Source organism: Halobaculum rubrum (assembly GCF_019880225.1).
Taxonomy (GTDB): domain Archaea; phylum Halobacteriota; class Halobacteria; order Halobacteriales; family Haloferacaceae; genus Halobaculum; species Halobaculum rubrum.
In genome coordinates this window covers 2578062-2595140 of sequence record NZ_CP082284.1, presented here as the reverse complement: position 1 = coordinate 2595140, position 17079 = coordinate 2578062, and the positions used below count along the sequence as shown (strand labels likewise).

At 62.8% G+C, this 17079-nt stretch carries 19 protein-coding genes and 1 pseudogene; 10 read left to right on the top strand and 10 right to left on the bottom strand.

Annotation, left to right across the window (positions count from 1 at the left end):
- Positions 1–176: 176 nt before the first annotated feature.
- From K6T25_RS13315 to K6T25_RS13300, 4 genes are all read right to left on the bottom strand, one after another.
- On the bottom strand, positions 177–491 hold the full coding sequence (locus K6T25_RS13315; protein ID WP_222914893.1) for a hypothetical protein: 315 nt from the start codon (positions 489–491) through the stop codon (positions 177–179).
- A gap of 35 nt (positions 492–526) precedes the next feature.
- Positions 527–1222: an outer membrane protein assembly factor BamB family protein gene (locus K6T25_RS13310; RefSeq protein WP_222914891.1), complete on the bottom strand. Its 696-nt coding sequence runs from the start codon at positions 1220–1222 to the stop codon at positions 527–529.
- Positions 1223–1552: 330 nt separating this feature from the next.
- Positions 1553–1765: a type II toxin-antitoxin system HicA family toxin gene (locus K6T25_RS13305; RefSeq protein WP_222918046.1), complete on the bottom strand. Its 213-nt coding sequence runs from the start codon at positions 1763–1765 to the stop codon at positions 1553–1555.
- Positions 1766–1803: 38 nt separating this feature from the next.
- Positions 1804–2082, bottom strand: a complete 279-nt coding sequence (locus tag K6T25_RS13300; protein ID WP_222914889.1) for a type II toxin-antitoxin system HicB family antitoxin — start codon at positions 2080–2082, stop codon at positions 1804–1806.
- 211 nt (positions 2083–2293) lie between these two features.
- Here K6T25_RS13300 and K6T25_RS13295 point away from each other — a divergent pair.
- The 3 genes and pseudogenes from K6T25_RS13295 to K6T25_RS13285 all read left to right on the top strand — a co-directional run.
- Positions 2294–2725 (top strand): annotated as a pseudogene (locus K6T25_RS13295) (DUF7342 family protein); the annotation flags it as partial.
- 139 nt (positions 2726–2864) lie between these two features.
- Entirely contained in the window at positions 2865–3254 is a 390-nt protein-coding gene (gene tnpA / locus K6T25_RS13290; protein ID WP_222914888.1) for an IS200/IS605 family transposase, read from the top strand.
- 2 nt (positions 3255–3256) lie between these two features.
- Positions 3257–4411 (top strand): RNA-guided endonuclease InsQ/TnpB family protein, encoded by a 1155-nt coding sequence (locus K6T25_RS13285; RefSeq protein ID WP_222914886.1) that lies wholly within the window; start codon positions 3257–3259, stop codon positions 4409–4411.
- A gap of 89 nt (positions 4412–4500) precedes the next feature.
- Here K6T25_RS13285 and K6T25_RS13280 read toward each other — a convergent pair whose 3' ends face one another.
- From K6T25_RS13280 to K6T25_RS13265, 4 genes are all read right to left on the bottom strand, one after another.
- Positions 4501–5289 carry a class I SAM-dependent methyltransferase gene (locus K6T25_RS13280; protein ID WP_222914884.1) on the bottom strand — a complete coding sequence of 263 codons (789 nt, stop codon included), beginning with the start codon at positions 5287–5289 and terminating at the stop codon, positions 4501–4503.
- A 7-nt stretch (positions 5290–5296) separates the two neighbouring features.
- Positions 5297–6181 (bottom strand): aldo/keto reductase, encoded by an 885-nt coding sequence (locus K6T25_RS13275; protein WP_222914882.1) that lies wholly within the window; start codon positions 6179–6181, stop codon positions 5297–5299.
- 112 nt (positions 6182–6293) lie between these two features.
- On the bottom strand, positions 6294–6686 hold the full coding sequence (locus K6T25_RS13270) for a cupin domain-containing protein (RefSeq protein ID WP_222914880.1): 393 nt from the start codon (positions 6684–6686) through the stop codon (positions 6294–6296).
- Positions 6687–6952: 266 nt separating this feature from the next.
- Positions 6953–8641: a globin-coupled sensor protein gene (locus K6T25_RS13265; protein ID WP_222914878.1), complete on the bottom strand. Its 1689-nt coding sequence runs from the start codon at positions 8639–8641 to the stop codon at positions 6953–6955.
- Positions 8642–8980: 339 nt separating this feature from the next.
- Here K6T25_RS13265 and K6T25_RS13260 point away from each other — a divergent pair, with 339 nt between their 5' ends.
- The 6 genes from K6T25_RS13260 to K6T25_RS13235 all read left to right on the top strand — a co-directional run bounded on the left by K6T25_RS13260 (position 8981) and on the right by K6T25_RS13235 (position 13045).
- Positions 8981–10384: a permease gene (locus K6T25_RS13260; protein ID WP_222914876.1), complete on the top strand. Its 1404-nt coding sequence runs from the start codon at positions 8981–8983 to the stop codon at positions 10382–10384.
- 132 nt (positions 10385–10516) lie between these two features.
- Positions 10517–11110, top strand: coding sequence for a helix-turn-helix transcriptional regulator (locus K6T25_RS13255; RefSeq protein ID WP_222914874.1), 594 nt, complete (start codon positions 10517–10519; stop codon positions 11108–11110).
- A 333-nt stretch (positions 11111–11443) separates the two neighbouring features.
- Positions 11444–11764, top strand: coding sequence for a hypothetical protein (locus K6T25_RS13250; protein ID WP_222914871.1), 321 nt, complete (start codon positions 11444–11446; stop codon positions 11762–11764).
- Between the two features lie 57 nt (positions 11765–11821).
- The gene (locus K6T25_RS13245) at positions 11822–12175 is read left to right on the top strand and encodes an SHOCT domain-containing protein (protein WP_222914870.1); all 354 of its coding nucleotides are present in this window, start codon (positions 11822–11824) and stop codon (positions 12173–12175) included.
- A 93-nt stretch (positions 12176–12268) separates the two neighbouring features.
- Positions 12269–12685 (top strand): DUF302 domain-containing protein, encoded by a 417-nt coding sequence (locus tag K6T25_RS13240; RefSeq protein ID WP_222914868.1) that lies wholly within the window; start codon positions 12269–12271, stop codon positions 12683–12685.
- Positions 12686–12691: 6 nt separating this feature from the next.
- A complete protein-coding gene (locus K6T25_RS13235) occupies positions 12692–13045 on the top strand; it encodes an SHOCT domain-containing protein (RefSeq protein ID WP_222914866.1) in 354 nt (117 codons plus the stop codon).
- Between the two features lie 108 nt (positions 13046–13153).
- Here the strand turns inward: K6T25_RS13235 and K6T25_RS13230 are convergent, their stop codons facing one another.
- Positions 13154–13792 (bottom strand): type 1 glutamine amidotransferase, encoded by a 639-nt coding sequence (locus K6T25_RS13230; RefSeq protein WP_222914863.1) that lies wholly within the window; start codon positions 13790–13792, stop codon positions 13154–13156.
- Between the two features lie 40 nt (positions 13793–13832).
- Here K6T25_RS13230 and K6T25_RS13225 point away from each other — a divergent pair, with 40 nt between their 5' ends.
- Positions 13833–15443, top strand: coding sequence for a SufS family cysteine desulfurase (locus K6T25_RS13225; protein ID WP_222914862.1), 1611 nt, complete (start codon positions 13833–13835; stop codon positions 15441–15443).
- Positions 15444–15504: 61 nt separating this feature from the next.
- Here K6T25_RS13225 and K6T25_RS13220 read toward each other — a convergent pair whose 3' ends face one another.
- Positions 15505–17031: an amidase gene (locus tag K6T25_RS13220; RefSeq protein WP_222914860.1), complete on the bottom strand. Its 1527-nt coding sequence runs from the start codon at positions 17029–17031 to the stop codon at positions 15505–15507.
- Between the last annotated feature and the right edge of the window lie 48 nt (positions 17032–17079).

The window sequence follows — 17079 nt, the reverse complement described above, 5'->3', positions numbered from 1 at the left end:
TAGTGTTACTGATCAGCGCGTCCCGACAGAACTTGAACTGGCGGTTCCCGAACGATCACCTGTACTGCAAGCACGGTGGACAGACAGGCCGCACCGATAGGTTCCACGGTGGGTGGTATCACTACGACCCCGGAGTCTCGAAATAGGATATCGGCGATATCTGGGGAGTTGACCTATCAGGCTGGAGCGTACGCTCGGATCGTCTCGCCGAACGTGAAGATCGCGTTGTCGAATACGAGTCCGACAGTGTATCCCCGAGTTGTCGATGGGTTCACAAACCGATTTCGAGAATCGCCGCCGGCAAACCCCGGCACTGGAATACTGAGTGCTGTTGCCCCCTCTTTGTCTACCAAGCCAGAGTCACACATCACGACTCCATTCGTGAACCCACGATGGAGGTGATCGACGGAATCAGCATACTCCCAGTCTTGTTGTAGCTCCCCAGCTTCTGTCACGTTGTATTTGAGAACGCCAGCGATCCTTCCCTCCATCATGTCCTCGCTTCGATACGGCACATAGACCGTGTTCAGGGAGATGATTGGGGCCCGCCCAAGGTGTCGGTGATACGGTAGTCCCGCACAACAGTCCCGTCAGTATCGTAGACGTACACGGTGTTGTCATCCCGATCTCGAATGAGAATGAACTCGTCTTGGATCCGAGGCTGGCCGAAGTCGGGATCTCGTGGGCCGTCTGTCGCTGTCGACGATGACCACAGTTGATCGCCAGTGTCGAGGTCACAGGCTATGAGCCCATCTGAGACGAGATAGACAGTCCCGTTGTGGATAGCGTACCCATCGACGTCCCCGTGGCTCCAGAGCCGCTCGTTGTTGGACAGCGAGAATGCGAGTAGGGTGTCACGCTGCTTTGCGACCAGTGTCCCACCGACAACTAGTAGCCCATTGAACGTGTCAGAGCTCCGTTCTTCATACAGGAACTCAATCGTCTCACCGGTATCTTTGCGCACTTTTGTGAGTCGCTGCCACCGATCCGGTGGTTCACTTGACGCCACAGACGAGCTGAGATACAGGTAATCCCCGTCAGGAACAGCGATATCGTGGACGACGGCATTCGTAGACCACTGCTTGGCTCCATTTGACGCGGCTATCGCATGGAGCGATCCAGAGCGAAGATATGAGGGCTCATCGTCTTCTTTGTATTCAATGAATCCGGTGTACAGAACTCCCTCACGGATTCGTGCCGTGCCCGGGGTGAAGGCCCCCAACTCATCGGACGCATACTCCCAGTAATTGTTGACATCGTTCTCCAGTTACGAAGCCGTATCAGAGTATCTGAGCCGTCGGGCCCTGTCTTCTGGCGACGTTTCAGAGAGTGTCTCCGGCAGTGCACTATTCGTCACCGTCCGGTAGGCGTCCTTTGCGACGTTCCCAACAGTCGCACACCCGGAGAGACCCGCGATCCCAGCTGCTACTCCCGTCGATAAGAACTCCCGGCGCCTCATGGTTCGGGGGCGTCACTTCTGACACATAATTGTACTGTTTCAGATAATTGTCTGGTCAGTAGTTCGACGCGGAGCAAGGCTCAGCAGTCAAGATCACGAGGTTCGATCGATCCAGTCGCAGAATTCGGTGAAGTCTCGTGCACCAGCCTGCTCAGCGATCGCACGGAGTGTCCCGGTGTCACATTCATCGTGCAGCGGCACGGGGACGGTTCGCGCATCGGTACTGTGATCGCCTAGCGGTTCCCACCGAAGGATCGCATGGTCGCCGTTCGTTCGAACCCACTCGAAAATCCCGCTATTGACCATCACATTCACGACTTCGTGTCCGGAGAAGGTTCGACGGGTTACTCGAACAGCTCGGAGTCGCTGAGCGAATCGCTCGTATTCGCATCCGGGTCGATTCCAAGCTCAGCGAGGTCTTCGGACGTTGGTTCAGTTCCCGTGCCGTGATACCCTGCGACGGCCTCATCGAGATTTTCGAGTGCGCTCGCGCATGTCGACCCTTGTGAGACAATACCCGTATCCTCATCTCGAGCGACCCAGCCATCGCCGTTTTCGGCCGATGTGAGCGAAATCCGCTCCGGTACCGGCGGATCACCATTCCCGGCCGTATCGGTGCTCATACGTAGCACCAATCCCCCACAACCGCAAAACGGTTCGGTGGGCCAGATCCTCCGTGACAGTTCGCGATGATGAGGTTTCGGCGAGAAGTGATGACGAAGTATCTCTGTTCGCGTGCATACAACGTATCCGCTCCCAACGCACTCTTGATTATACGAGAGCGTACAAACATATGCGAGCAGGGCTCGAACACTGTCCCAAGAGGTGCTAAATATGTCCGAACCCTCGCGAGCTGGGGTCCAATCGTGGAGTGAGTCGATGAGCGCCCGCGACCGTATTCGGGCGGTCGCCGAGACGCTTCGCGAACCGCGGTCCGTCAACTGGGTCAGCGAGCAGGCCGACGCTGTCTGGAGTACGACCAACGAGGAACTCCAGGATCTCGTCGATCAGGGCCAGCTACGTCGCGTCGAGGCCGGCGAGACCACGCGCTATCAGCCGGACTACACGCGACTACTCTTCGAGGAGATCCGGACGCTCATCGAGGCAAACACGCGCGAGGAGCTACGCAACGAACTGGCGGCGATCACCGGGGAGATTGAGGAATGGCAGGCGACCTACGACGTGGAGACGTGGGAGGAGCTCGAACAGTCGCTCGCCGACGGTAACCTCGCAAGTGCCGAGCTTCGCGAGCGCGGTGACGTGATTACAGCGGTTACGAGGCGAAAGCCCACCCGTTTACGGGTGGGATGAAGCCGACAACTGGGAACCTGTCTACGCTCGTTGGCACGGGTGGGGTTAGATGATTGCGTAACATCTTTAGGTGAATAGTATCTATATACTGACGATGCCTCGTGGGTTCGACAGGGAACGTACCAACGTCCACAAACTCCAGTACCACTTCATCTGGTGCCCGAAGTACCGTAAATCGGTGCTTGAGGGAGAGGTACGTGATCGCCTCGAAGAACTCATCGAGGACAAGGCCGACGAACTCGACCTCGAAATCTTGGAGTTGGCGATTCGACCCGACCACGTACACTTGTTCATCACGGGCGACCCGACGCTCGCCCCAAACAAGATAATGCAACAAGTCAAGGGCTACTCCTCGCGCCAGCTCCGTGACGAGTTTGATTTCGGCCTGCCGTCGCTGTGGACACGCTCGTACTTCGTCTCAAGTGCGGGCGACGTATCCAGCGAAGTCATCGAGGAGTACATCGACGCCCAAGCAGGTGAGTAGTCATGCAACGGAGCGTCTCAACCACGGTGCGGGTCAAACTCCACTCGCTGACCAACAGGAAGGCTGACCTACTCGTCCGTGAGTACGAGGCGTTCCAGACCGAGGTACACGGCGGAAACGCCGACCTGTACTCTGCGACCGACCGGCAGGCGTCGAAAGTTCAGCGACAAAAAGACCCGAACCCCGACACCGAACAACCCGTCGTCCTCCGCAACGACGTGTTCGACGTGACCTGCGACGAGGATACCGTTCTCTCGTCGTGGTGGATGAAAGTCCCCGTCTACGACCCCGAGCGGGGACAGGGCAACTCCATCTGGTGTCCCGCGCACATCCCGAAAAAAGACGAACAACTTGTCCGTGAGGGCGACATTCGGGACAGCGAGCTGGTGCGTCGTGACGGTGACTGGTACGTCCACCTCGTCGTCAAACGGTCTGTGACTGTCCAAGACGAGTACGACGACGTGCTGGCTATCGACATGGGCGCACGCTGGGTCGCTACCTGTGCGTTCCTTTCCGACCGCAAAACCACGTTCTACGGCGAGGAAGTTCGTCGCATCCGCGAACACTACAAGCAACTGCGGAAGTCCATCGGGAAGGCGAAACCTCGACAGGGACAGCAGGTGGTCGAGCGGATCGGTGACGCGGAAGCACGGAAGGTGGACGACCGCCTCCATAAGATTGCTCGTTCCGTCGTTGAAGATGCTGAAGAACGGAACGCGGTTATCGTCGTGGGCGATCTCGGTGGGATTCGCAAGGACAACGACAAAGGGCGGTACGTCAACGACAAGACCCACAAGATGCCGTTCGCCCGCCTGCTGAACTACATCGAGTACAAGGCCCACGACGCGGGCATCGACGTACAGTTAGTTGAGGAATACGACACATCGAAGACGTGTAACCGCTGTGCCTGCGAAGGTGTCCGTGAGACGCAGGGACGCTTCGAATGTCCCGAATGTGGACTTGACGACAACGCAGACAAGAACGGTGCGCTGAACATCGGCAAACGAGCCTTGGGCAAGTTCTCGAAACCGCTGTCCGAGGCGGGGGCTGTACTGGCACAGCCCGAAACGCAGGTCATCGTCCCCTGTGACGACGAACCTGCGAACCTCCCGCTACGTGTGGATTTAACCCCCAGTGGGGGAACCCCACGGCTTTAGCCGTGGGAGGATGTCAGGAAGCTTCGCTGTCTGGTGGAATTCGCTTAACTAAACACGATGGTTGCCGGATGGAGCACTCGTTTTCGAGCTCACGGTCGGCCCTGTCTACGACGGGACTGTCCGGTCGGCACCCGGAAGGCGAGGCTGTACATCCGTCCGGCCGACTCGGTGTCGATCTCGGCAGCGAGGCGGTCGGCGTTCGCGGCAAGCAACTCCCCGACGTCGTCGGGGCAGTTGACGGCGAACGAGGCGGCGGCGTCGGCGTGGGCCGAGAGGTGACTCGCGGTCCAGGGGACCGGATCGAGCAGCGTTCGCTCGCGATCGAAGGCCCATCCCTCGCCCACAAACAGATCCCGGAGGAACGACGACGGATAGAACGTCAGCGCGGAACGACCGGTCGCCAGTTCGGACGCGGCGTTTTCGACGGCGAACAGGTCACGGACCGCGGCGTCGTCGGGGAGCGGATCGTAGTCGTCGACGATGAGATGCGATCCGGGGGCTGCCACGCGGTGGAGTTCGTCGACGATCCTTGACAGCGCTGGCGGGTCGAGGACGTTACAGAGCCCGTGCGCGGTGATCAGGTCGACCGACTCGTCGGGTAACGGGATCGCACGGAGGTCGGCCTCGAGGACGGCCAGTCGGTCGTCCGCCCCGGATCGCTTCCCGTTGGCCGCAGCCGACTGTCCACGTTCGGGTCCGACCCGTTCCCGGGTCGACTGTGCGTGCCCGCGGTCGTTCGTGATCGCGTAGACGCGATTCGCGCCCGCGTCAAGCAGACCCGCGGTCGTCGACCCGACGCCAGCACCGGCCTCCAGACAGCGCGAGCCCTCGACGGGCCGGTCGGCGAGCGCAACGGTGACCGTACGAGGAACGTCCATCCCTGTGTCAGTGGTGGAGTTGTTCGGGGACTGGACTGTCGTCGTGCCGTGCGGCCTCGATCAGCGACCGCTGAGCGGCCTCGTCTAAGCCGTCGTAGTCGGCGGCAGCTTCGAGGATCATCGTTACCAGTTTGGGGTCACCGGCACTGACGACGCTGGTTAGCCCCTGCGAGGCCGCGAAGTCGAACCGATCGCGGATCTCGTCGGGCGAACAGACCGGCCGGTACCAGTTACAGAAGGGACGGTCTCGCTCGGGTACGTCGTCCGTGTCGGGCCACGATCCTGCGGCGAAGGCTTTGATGCCCAGCGTGCCGATGTTCTCTTCGTTGGCCCGCCGGAGGACGGCCTCGTAGTCGTGTGTATCGTCGTCCTTCCCGGCGACCACGGGATTGAGCGGGAACATCACCGATTCCAGATCGTCGATGCGGTCGATAGCATCGAGGATGAGATTCGGCCGGCTGTGGCTCGTCAGGCCAATGTGGTCGATCAGACCCTCCGCTTTGGCCTCGCGGAAGGCTTCCAGTGCGCCGCCGTCACCAGTGATCTCGTCGAGTTCCTCGTCGTATTCGAGCCCGTGGACCTGATAGAGGTCGATCTTCTCGACGCCGAGACGATCGAGCGACTGTTCGAGCCGCTTCCACGCGCCTTCGTAGTCGCGTTTCCCGGTCTTACACCCGAGGAAGATCTCCTCGCGGTGCTGACGGAGCTTGGGACCGAGCTTCAGCTCCGCATCACCGTACGTCGGAGCCACGTCGAAGTGGTTGACGCCGTACTCGAGGACGTGCTCGACCATCTGGTTTGCGCCCTCCTGTTCGAGCCAGTTGAGCGCGATCGCCCCGAACGTCATGACGGTGCTGTCGTGACCGGTCTTGCCGAGCGGACGTGTCTCCATACTATCGTTTCGGACCGAGACGACCATAATGGTTTGTAACCCCGATACGGTCGTGTTAGACCGCCTCGTATCGGCTTGCGTGGATCGACTCCCTCGACTCTCGGGCGGCGACTCAGTCGTCCTCGGTCGGTTCGTACGACTGTGCGTCGTCAACCGAGGGCGCCCCGATAGCCAGAACCCGTGTCGATGAATCGGCCGTTTCGGGGTTGAACGCCCGCTGGGGGCTCCCGGGATCGACGAAGAACACCTGGTCGGGTTCGACAACGTACTCCCGTTCCGGCGTTTCGACGTGTAGTGTCCCCTCGAGGACGTAGAACGCCTCGACCTGTTCGTCGTGATAGTGGTAGCTCAGCCCGGACTGCTCGCCGGGTGCAAGTTCGTACACTCGGAGGCCGAGCTTCGAGTCCTGATAGTCGTACCCTGCCGCGACACTGAGCGATCGGACATCCGTCGGTCTGTCATCCCACTGGTCGAGTTCCTCGGGGTCGTGGAGGTGGTATCCCATACCTGTCTCATACGAAGTGGACGACAAAACACCTCCGCTGACCGGTCGAAATCGCTGACTCAGGACTATCGCTCACGAGGGCCGCCCACGCTCAGAAATCGAGTTCGTACCCGACTTCGTTCACTCGATGTCCGTTCTGGTTGCTCCGTTGGATCCCCTCTGTGACCGCAGAGATCGCACGGACGATCCAACCCGAATGCGACGGACGCTTACATCAAGGACCACCCCATCCGGGCCGTCGAGATCGAACCGTCGGCCCGATCGGCTCACCGTAGGTCGTCCATCTCCAGTTCGCCGGCCGCGATCGCCCGGAGCCGCTCGTCGGAGAGCTGATCGATCACGAAGTCGGGCATCCCCTCGGGGAGGCCCGCCGGCAGCGAGCGCCCGCCGTCCGTCCGCGACATCGTGACCGCGCCGGCGTTCCCGCCGGCCGCACCTGCGGCCTCGTCGTCCGCGCCCAGCCGGCGCACGACGTGGTCCACTTCCTCGACCATCTCGGCTTGACGCTCGCTTTCCGCGGCCAACTCCTGCATCTCGTCGGTGACCCGGTTGGACTGCTCGACAACGTCGTCGATCGTGGCGGCGATCTCCTCGGCGGCTGCGGCCTGTTCGTCGGTTACCTTGGCGACCTGGTCGATACCGTCCGCCGTCTCCGTCACCGCCTCGGCGATCGCGGTGAGACTCTCGGTCGCGTCGCCGACGCGCTCGCTTCCCTCGTGAACCCGCTCGGTGGTCTCCGAGAGGCTTTCGACCGTGTCTTCGGTGTCAGTCTGGATCCCGTCGACCATCGACTCGATGTCGCTCGCGTGTTGCTGTGACTCGCCCGCGAGCGATTTGATCTCGTCGGCGACGACGCCGAAGCCCGACCCGGCTTCGCCCGCCCGCGCCGCCTCGATCGAGGCGTTCAACGCGAGCAGGTTCGTCTGGTCGGCGATCCCGTTGATAGCGTCGACGAACGTCTCGATCTCCGTAGCACGGTCCTGGAGCGCCTCGACGTCGTCGGCCACCTCGTCGACGGCTTCGCCGATGTCGTCCATCGCCACCGCGGCGTCGTCGGCGGCCGCCCGCCCGTCGTCGGCCATCGCCTCCGCCCGGCTGCTCGTCTGTTCCACCTCGTCGGCGGTCGATGCCACCTCCTCGACCGTCGCCGAGAGGTTTGCCACCTCCGAGGAGATCTCGTTGACCCGCTGTGACTGCTCTTCGGATGCGTCGCCGACCGTCGCGGCGCTGTCGGCGACGTCGTCGGCCGAGGCGCGGAGTTCGCCGATCGGGCCGCGGACCTCGCCTTCGACCTCGGACATCAGCTGCTGGTTCTTCTCGACCTCCTCGGAGAGCTTCTCGCTGTACGAGTGGATGTACGTGTCCGTGACGACCTGCATATCGAGGTTGATTATCCGGAGAACGGAGAGGAGGTCCTCGATCGCGTCGTCGACCTCCTCCTCGATCGCCGCTTCGACGGCGTCGCCGACGCCGTCCGATCCGCTCGGATCCGCCCCACTCACCGCCCCCGACAGTCGGTCCGTGAGCGAGTCGGCGAGCCGGTCGCCGATGATCGGGAGGATGAGATCGTAGTACACGCCGTACTGGCCGAGGTAGTGCTTCATCGGCATCTCCAGCATGTCGTGGATCTTCCCGATCCGCGCGCGGTCCGTGAAGTACTCCGAGCCGTAGTCGCCGCCCGCAAGCGTCACGAGGTACGCCGACTGCGTTCGTTTGAGCTCCTCGAGCCCCTTATCCGAGCGGCTTATCACGTCGATGGTCTGCTCGTGATCGGTGAGGTTCTCGTAGAAATCGTCCGCGATCCGGTCGGCGTTCTCCGCGAACGCGTCCTCGTACCGGCTGAGCCGTCGCTCGTCTTCCGTGTCGAATCCGAGGAACTGCTTTCGCCATCCGATCTCCTCGGCGTCCAGTCCGATGTCGTCGAGCAGTTCGGTGACATCGAGTCTGTCGTTCAAGCTCCCTCGTCCGAAGTCGTCCCGGCCGTACTCGCCCAGCGAAGCCATGCCATCAAATATTAGTTGAATTATATAAAATAGCACTACCGGCTCTCAAACGTGATACCGGATCGCTCACGCACGATCCCGAACCGCACGAAGGATATCGGAACCATGAGACCGCCGCGGTGGGCCCGCGGTTGGCTCCGATACGCACCACGGATTCACCGTTCACCCGTTCGGCGCTTCGATATCAAAAGTACGATGGCGTCCGTTCGTAGAATTCGATAGTGCTACGGCGGTTTGAGAGGGTGGATTCGAAGGAAAACTGCAATAGACGATCCCTCCGAGTATACAACTATGCAGGCGACGATGATCGGGGACGTCCTCGAAGCCCTCCGGATCGGTCTCGGATTTCTCTGGACGGCGGCGTGGGCGATCGTCATGGGACTCACGATCACGAGTCTGGTCCAGGTGTACGTCTCCAAGGAGCGAATGGCCCGGGAACTGGGCGACGGCGACCTGAGCGGCCTCGCCACGGCGACCGCGTTCGGAGCGGCGAGCAGTGGCTGTAGTTTCGGAGCCGTCGCCATCGGAAAAGGACTGTTCAAGAAGGGTGCGCACGCGGTGAACTTCCTCGCGTTCATGTTCGCCTCGACGAACCTCATCGTCGAACTCGGTCTGATGATCCTCGTCCTCCTGGGGTGGGAGTTCCTCGTCGCCGAGCTGTTGGGCGGTCTCGTCCTCATCGCCGTCATGGCGGTCATCGTTCACCTGACGCTCCCCGAGACCCTGTTCGACGAGGTCCGGGAGACGCTCAACGAGCGCGACCGCGAATCGGGTGTCTCTGTGGACCCCACCTGTGGAATGGAGGGCAACGACGAGTACACACTCACGACTGACGGCGGTGAAACACTGACATTCTGCTCGGAGGGGTGTATGGAGACGTACCTACAGGAGACGTCGAGTCGTGGCGGGTGGCGCGAGGAACTGCTGTCATGGGGTGGCTGGTACAAGATCGGGAACCAGTATCGCAAGGAGTGGTCGATGATCTGGACGGACGTCATCGCGGGCTTTCTCATCTCCGGGTTCGTCATCGTCTTCGTCCCGCAGTGGGTCTGGAACTCCCTGTTCGTTCAGGGCGACGGCCTGCTCGTCACCGCCGAAAACGCGATTATGGGCGTCATTATCGCCGTTCTCAGTTTCGTCGGCAGTATGGGAAACGTCCCGTTCGCCGTCGCGCTCTGGGGTGGCGGCATCAGCTTCGCGGGCGTCATCGCGTTCGTCTACGCCGACCTCATCACGGTTCCCGTCTTGAACGTCTACCGGAAGTACTACGGCTGGAAGGTCATGCTGTACATCCTCGGCGTCTTCTTCGTGACGATGGCGTTCACCGGCTTCCTGATGGAGCTACTGTTCGACGCGCTCGACATCGTCCCGGACCTAGCCGGTGGTGAGACAGCGACCGAACAGACGTACTTCGAACTCAACTATACGTTCTACCTCAACCTCATCGCCTTCGCGCTCTCCGGCTTCCTTCTCTACGTGTATCGCCGTGGTCTCGGTGCCCCCGGGCAGTACCGTGACCCCGTCTGTGGGATGCGGACCGACGATAGCGGGCCGAGTCTCACGCACGAGGGCGAGACGTACTACTTCTGTTCGGATCGATGCAAGCGGTCGTTCGAGACCCGTCCCTCCGAATTTGCACATCGGGACCCACAGCTCTCAGGGACGGGAGAGTCCCAGGACCATGAGCATCATTGACCGCCGCATCCCGATATCGTGTTTCGCGGCAAGGGAGCCCCATGTATTGCGTTGGCCAACCAAAACTGGTACACCGATGTCTCGCAAACGCTCCTCCATGAGCAAGTGTATCGGCGGATCGAGGTGGGGGAGATGAACCGACGGCGAGCCGATACAGTCGCCGGTGGCGTGGTCGCCGCCGTCCTCATCGTCGGCGGTGTGCTCAGTTGGCAGGCATACCAGCAACAGCGGGCCTTCGAGCGGATGGGATCGATGATGGATACGTCGATGGGCGCGGTTCACGGAACGAATCCCCTCTGGTACGTTCTCGTAACCCTCCTCGCCTCGGCTGTCATCGGTGGGGGGTATCTCGCGATTCGTGACGAACTCGGTGGCACGGACGCCCCCGACCGCTCACGAACCGACGTTGCGGATCAAACCGACCCTGTGAGTGCCGAATCGCCGGACGAGGCTCCCCGATCAGCGGCGGATCTCGATCCGGGGGTCCAGCCACGCTCTCGCGTATTGGACCTCCTGCCGGACGACGAGCGCCGGATCCTCGAACCGGTCGTCTCCTCGCCCGGCATCACTCAGATCGAACTCAGGGATCGCTCGGACTTCTCGAAGAGCAAGGTCAGTCAGACGGTGAGCGCTCTCGAGAAGCGTGGCCTCCTGTACCGCGAGCGCCAAGGGCGGACGTATCGCATCTATCCGAGCGACGACCTACAGCGGAAACAGGCGAACTAGTGGACCGTTTCCACGAGTCCACCCCGTGCAAAACGTGGTTCCACCGTCACAACCTGTACCATCTCGATGCAGGGACGGCGCGTGTCGTGAAATACGTCCAGTGACCCGATTGAAGCCCCGGTTTCGGATCGTACACACGCCCGTTCCTGTGGTCGTGACCCCGCCCCGAGAGAGGGATCGAGACCGATCCGGCGAATTCGAGCCGGATGAACGATCCTGTTCCTGAAAAACGGTTAGAGCGGTCTATACACGTTCTCGAACGTTCTCCTGTGCGAGTTCACATCCATCGTAATAACTCCCGAGCGGTCATACGGGTAACCGAGGAGAAAGACAATGACCGACCTCAAACCCGGCCGCTGGCTGCTCGTGGCCCTCGCGATCGTCGGACTCGCGTTCGCCGCGCCCGTGGTCAGCGCACACGGCAACGACACGACCGCGGACGACGCGCCCGCGAACAATGCCCCCGCCGATGAACGGGCCACTTGGATGGAGGCACAGATGATCGAGCACATGGGTCCTGGTAGCGTCGAGTGGATGGAGTCGCACATGGGTGTGACCGTCGACGAGATGGCCCGGGGCATGGCTGACGGGGAATACCACGACGGTGCCGACGACAGCCACAACGGCGGGATGTACGGACAGGGACACTGCTGACAGCCCTGACCGTTTCGATCGATCCAACTGAACACCGCGATTCACCAACGCAAGACAATGACGCAACTCACCACTCACATCGGACGCACTGCTCGTCGACTCGCGATCCTCGCCGTCCCGCTGCTGGTCGCGGCGACTGGAACGGCTGCTGCCCACGGTAGTGGGAGCTACGGCGGGGGCATGATGGGCGGCGGCTGGGGCCTCTTCGGCGGAGCGATGGGGCTCTGGGGACTCCTCTGGATGGGGCTCCTCATCGCCGTTCCGCTCTACCTCGTCTATGCGCTCCTCAACCGAGGAACCGGTGGGAACGAAGAGCAGTCGCTGTCGGTTCTCCGCGAGCGCTACGCCCGCGGTGAGCTCTCGGACGACGAATTCGATCGACGGCGAGAACGGCTCGAGCGCACCGGATGACTGGAACAGTTACTGTTCCAGCCGATACATCACTCCCAACGCCCGCCGTTGCGGCACCCAAGCGTTAACCCGATGGGCGGAGTATGATATTTCATGGAATACACAATACAGACTTCGGTCATCGGCGAGTTCGACGACGTCGTCGACGCGACGATCGCCGCGCTCGAGGACGAAGGGTTCGGCGTCCTCTGTGACATCGACATTCAGGCGACGCTCGATGAGAAACTCGGCGAAGAGTTCCGCCGGTACCGAATTCTCGGCGCATGCAATCCCCCGCTGGCATACGAGGGACTGAACGAGGAGATCGAACTCGGCGCACTCCTCCCGTGTAACGTCATCGTCTACGAGACCGATGACGGAGAGGTCATGGTGAGTGCGGTCGACCCGCAACAGCTGGTCGGTATCGCCGACAACGAGGCGCTCGATTCGATCGCGAACGAGGTCCACGAACGGTTCGAGCGCGTCCTCGACAGTGTCGCCGACGAACTCGAACCCTCCTCGGAGAACTGAGTAGCGATGTCGTCATCGAACCGATCCGACATCACGACTATCGTCCTCCTCGTCCTCGGGGCGATCATCGTCCTGCCGTTGGTCACGATGGGACTGGGATTCGGTGGGATGATGGGATACGGAGGACTGATGGGGCAGTACGGCGGTACTGGTGGCTGGCGGCCGTTCGTCGGGATGCTCGTCCCGTTCGGCTTCCTCCTCGTACTCATCGGCGGCGGGTACCTCGTCGTCCGGCGGACGCGCGAAACGCAGGCGGCTCACGATCCCGCGATGGAAGAGCTCCGTTCGGCGTACGCCCGTGGCGGTCTCACGGACGAGGAGTTCGAAGCCCGACGCGAGACGTTCAAGCGATCAGACTGATGATCGTCTGACCGGCCGATCACTGACGCCCGGACGACGAACCGAACCGGACCCTCGTTTTTGATATCGCCGCGCGCGCAGAACCGTGACCCAGTTCGGAGTCCGAACTCAGTCGCTCGCGTGCGACTCCACGAGGTCCGCGAAGTTCGCGAGCGTACGGGTGGCGGTGGAGTCCTCGAACGAGCGGTGGGTCTCCTCCCAGCCGTCGTACTCGTCGACGATCCGGGGCGTGAACTCGGGGTGGTACTGGACGGACCACACTGGGCTGTCGCGGTGTCGGGTGGCGAAGTGCTCGTAGTAGTCCGCGCGCCCGACGATCTCCATCCCCGCGCCGAGTTCCGTCACCACGTCGGAGTGGAGGACGGGCACGGTCGGTTCGACACCGTCGAACAGTGGCTCGTCGGCGTCGAACTCGGCGTCACGGAGCTGAAGGCGTGTGGTCCCGCTGTCGACGACTTCCCCGCCGAGCGCGGCGTTCAGGATCTGGTGGCCGAAACAGATGCCCAGCGTCGGGACGCCGTCCTCGACGAGACGGCGCGCGAACCGCTTTTGCTGGGTGATCCATGGCTGGTCAGGTTCGTCGTACACGCCGACCTCGCTCCCGCCGATAACGACGCCGTCCACGTCCGCACGGCTCGGGTCGCCGTCCTCGTTCGGGTAGTTGTAGGCGGTGGCGTCCGGCAGGAAGTGCACGATCTCGTCGGCCATGTAGCCGCCGTCGACCGCGTTGTCGAGTACGAGTATCATATCCGTTTTGTTTATGTGGAACTGCTATCTTGGTCGTAACATGACTTTCGATGCCGCGGCGGTACGCGAGGACTTCCCCGTTCTCGACCGGCGCGTGAACGGCCACCCGCTTACGTATCTGGATAACGCCGCCACTACGCACACGCCCAGGCAGGTGTACGACGTCTTCGAGGAGTTCTACGCGGGCTACAACGCGAACATCCACCGCGGGATCCACGAACTCAGTCACGAGGCCTCGATCGCGTACGAGCAGGCCCACGATCGCGTCGCCGACTTCCTCGGCGCGGACGGCCGCGAGGAGATCGTCTTCACGAAGAACACCACCGAGAGCATCAACCTCGTCGCGTACGGACTCAGCCAGCGCCTCGACGACGGCGACGAGATCGTCACCACGGAGATGGACCACCACGCCTCGCTGGTCACTTGGCAGCAGATCGCGAAGCGGGCGGGCGCGACCGTCCGCCACATCCCCGTCACGCCGGACGGGCACCTCGACATGGACGCCGCCCGCGACCTCGTCACCGACGACACCGCGGTGGTGTGTGCGCCGCACGTCTCGAACGTCCTCGGCACGATCAATCCCATCGAGGATCTCGTCGACCTCGCCCACGACCACGACGCGTACGCGGTCGTCGACGGCGCCCAGTCCGCACCCACCCGGCCCGTCGACGTCGGGGCGATGGACGCGGACTTCTTCGCGTTCAGCGGCCACAAACTCGCCGGTCCCACGGGAATCGGCGGGCTGTACGGGAAACGCGCTATCCTCGAGGACTTCGACCCGTTCCTGTTCGGGGGGGAGATGATCCGGAACGTCACCCTGACCGACTCCACGTGGAACGAACTCCCGTGGAAGTTCGAGGCCGGCACCCCGCCCATCGCGGAGGGTATCGCGCTCGGCGCCGCCGTCGAGTACCTCGAGGATCTCGGCATGGAGAACGTCCGCGCCCACGAGAACGAGCTCGCCCAGTACCTCCTCCGTGAACTCGCCGAGCGGGACTTCGTCCGGACGTACGGCCCCGGCGTCGGCGAGGAACGCACGGGACTCGTCTCGTTCAACGTCGACGGCGTCCACGGCCACGACCTCTCCAGCCTCCTCAACGACCGCGGCATCGCCATCCGCGCCGGCGACCACTGCACCCAGCCCCTCCACGACCGACTCGACATCCCCGGCTCCGCCCGCGCCTCCGTCTACGTCTACAACACCCGCGCGGACATCGATCGTCTCCTCGAGGTCGTGGACACCGCCCGCGACGACCTCGGCGACTATCTCGCCTCCGAGCGCTACCACGACCTCGTCAGCGAACACTACCACAACCCCCGAAATCGGGGCGACATCGGCGACCCGACGTTCGTGAAATCATCCGAGGAGACCACCTGCGGTGACGACGGCGAGTTCCACGTCACCATCACCGACGACCGCATCGAGGAGATCGCCTTCGAGAGCCGGAGCTGCGCGGTCAGTCGCGCCGTCGCCAGCCTTCTCTCCGAACACCTCGAAGGAATGGCCGTCGCCGAAGTCGCGGAGATCGACGGCTACGTCGCCCGCGAGCTCGACGGTCAGTATCCCGACCTCCGACGCGAGTGCGTCGAGGGCCCCGAGGACGTCATCCGGGAAGCCGCCCGCGAGTACGTCGAGACGAAGCGCGCGTAACATCGGTCGATAGAGCACGACCCCCGGGCCCGGTTGCGGCGTCGTCGGCGACCGGCTCCGATCAGATCGTCACCTCGACGTGCTGTTCGAACGCGTGGGCGCTCGCCAGCGCGGTCGCGTCGTCGAACGTGTCTCCCACGAACATGACGCCGACCGGGAGGCCGTCGGACTGTCCGGCCGGGACGCTGATAGCCGGGTGACCGGTGTTGTCGAACGGCGCCGTGTTCGGAAGCATGTTCAGTGCCCGGTCGATCGCCTCCACCCTCGAGATGTCACGGTCGACCTCGTGTGCGGTCTGGGGCGTCGTCGGCATCGCGAGCACGTCCACGTCCGCGAGCGCCTCGTCGTAGGCGTTGGTGAGCTTCCGGGCGAGGTTCTGCCCCTTCGCGTGGTAGTGGCCACGATACTCGTTCGAGAGGTACTGTCCGGCGATCAACGTGAGCTTCATCGTCGCGAGGTAGTCGTCCGCCTGGGCGCGCCGAGCACGGCCGAACGCGTCGGCGAACTGCATGTCGTAGAAGCCCGTCCCGTAGTGGCCGACACATTCGGCGTTGACCGTCGCCGTGATCTCTTCGAGGCCGATCGCGTTCCAGATCGGGAGGCCGTCGAGATGCATCGGGACGGACACCTCGGTCACCTCGGCGCCGGCCGCCTCGAACTCGTCGAGCGCGTCGCGGACGGTCTCATCGACGCCGGGTTCGCTCTGCTCGTGGCCGAAGCCCTCATCGAGCACACCGACGGTGATCTCTCCTGGCTCACCTCCCAGTGCCTCGCTGTAGTGTTGTGTCGGGACCGCGCCCTGTCGCGGATCGAGCCCGTCGGCCCCCGCGAGTACGTCGAGCAGGAGGGCGCACTCCTCGACGGTCGATCCCATCGGGCCGACGTGGTCGAACGATCGGCCGAGTCCGGCGACGCCGGTGTAGGGAACGAGGCTGTGGGTGGGCTTGTGACCGACGATTCCGCTCCAGGCGGCCGGGATCCGGATCGACCCGCCCTGGTCGCCACCGATGGCCACGTCGACGTCGCCGGTCGCGACAGCAGCCGCACTTCCGCTCGAGGAGCCGCCGGCGATGTAGTCGTCATCGCGGGGGTTGAGGACTGGTCCGGTCGCCGAGAGCTCGCCGCTCCCCGACAACGCCATGTCCTCCATGTTGAGCTTCCCCGTGATCGTCGCCCCCGCATCGAGCAATCGCGTGACGATCGTCGCGTCCGTGGAGGGGACGTACCCCTCGAACAGCTTCGAGCCGAGCGTCATCTCGACGCCCGCAAGCGAGACGCTGTCCTTGAGCCCGACCTCGTAGCCGGCCAGTGGACCGTCGTCGGCGCCCTGTACCGCACACTTCCGGACGAACGCGTTGAGCGGGTCCTCCTCCGGGCCGGGTTCGTACCCCGGGTCACGTGTGTGGTACTGTACCTCCGGCGTCGGGGCCGACAGTTGGTCGATTCGCTCGTATCCCTCCAGCATACCCTCGATGATCGCCGCGAAATCGGCGACCTCGTCGTCGGAAAGCGACATGTGGTGCTGTTCGGCGAGGTCGCGGATCTCTTCGGGAGTGGGTGGCCGGATGTTCGGCGGCGACTCGGACATGACAACTCCGCTGTTGGTGTGTGTTCACAAATAACTATGGCGGCGGTT

Coding starts and splice junctions, on each gene's coding strand:
- K6T25_RS13220 (WP_222914860.1), bottom strand. CDS start 17,031: ATGTCCGAGTCGCCGCCGAACATCCGGCCACCCACTCCCGAAGAGATC.
- K6T25_RS13260 (WP_222914876.1), top strand. CDS start 8,981: ATGCAGGCGACGATGATCGGGGACGTCCTCGAAGCCCTCCGGATCGGT.
- K6T25_RS13275 (WP_222914882.1), bottom strand. CDS start 6,181: ATGGAGACACGTCCGCTCGGCAAGACCGGTCACGACAGCACCGTCATG.
- K6T25_RS13240 (WP_222914868.1), top strand. CDS start 12,269: ATGGAATACACAATACAGACTTCGGTCATCGGCGAGTTCGACGACGTC.
- K6T25_RS13315 (WP_222914893.1), bottom strand. CDS start 491: ATGGAGGGAAGGATCGCTGGCGTTCTCAAATACAACGTGACAGAAGCT.
- K6T25_RS13255 (WP_222914874.1), top strand. CDS start 10,517: ATGAACCGACGGCGAGCCGATACAGTCGCCGGTGGCGTGGTCGCCGCC.
- K6T25_RS13270 (WP_222914880.1), bottom strand. CDS start 6,686: ATGGGATACCACCTCCACGACCCCGAGGAACTCGACCAGTGGGATGAC.
- K6T25_RS13305 (WP_222918046.1), bottom strand. CDS start 1,765: ATGGTCAATAGCGGGATTTTCGAGTGGGTTCGAACGAACGGCGACCAT.
- K6T25_RS13280 (WP_222914884.1), bottom strand. CDS start 5,289: ATGGACGTTCCTCGTACGGTCACCGTTGCGCTCGCCGACCGGCCCGTC.
- K6T25_RS13245 (WP_222914870.1), top strand. CDS start 11,822: ATGACGCAACTCACCACTCACATCGGACGCACTGCTCGTCGACTCGCG.
- tnpA (WP_222914888.1), top strand. CDS start 2,865: ATGCCTCGTGGGTTCGACAGGGAACGTACCAACGTCCACAAACTCCAG.
- K6T25_RS13235 (WP_222914866.1), top strand. CDS start 12,692: ATGTCGTCATCGAACCGATCCGACATCACGACTATCGTCCTCCTCGTC.
- K6T25_RS13300 (WP_222914889.1), bottom strand. CDS start 2,082: ATGAGCACCGATACGGCCGGGAATGGTGATCCGCCGGTACCGGAGCGG.
- K6T25_RS13225 (WP_222914862.1), top strand. CDS start 13,833: ATGACTTTCGATGCCGCGGCGGTACGCGAGGACTTCCCCGTTCTCGAC.
- K6T25_RS13285 (WP_222914886.1), top strand. CDS start 3,257: ATGCAACGGAGCGTCTCAACCACGGTGCGGGTCAAACTCCACTCGCTG.
- K6T25_RS13250 (WP_222914871.1), top strand. CDS start 11,444: ATGACCGACCTCAAACCCGGCCGCTGGCTGCTCGTGGCCCTCGCGATC.
- K6T25_RS13230 (WP_222914863.1), bottom strand. CDS start 13,792: ATGATACTCGTACTCGACAACGCGGTCGACGGCGGCTACATGGCCGAC.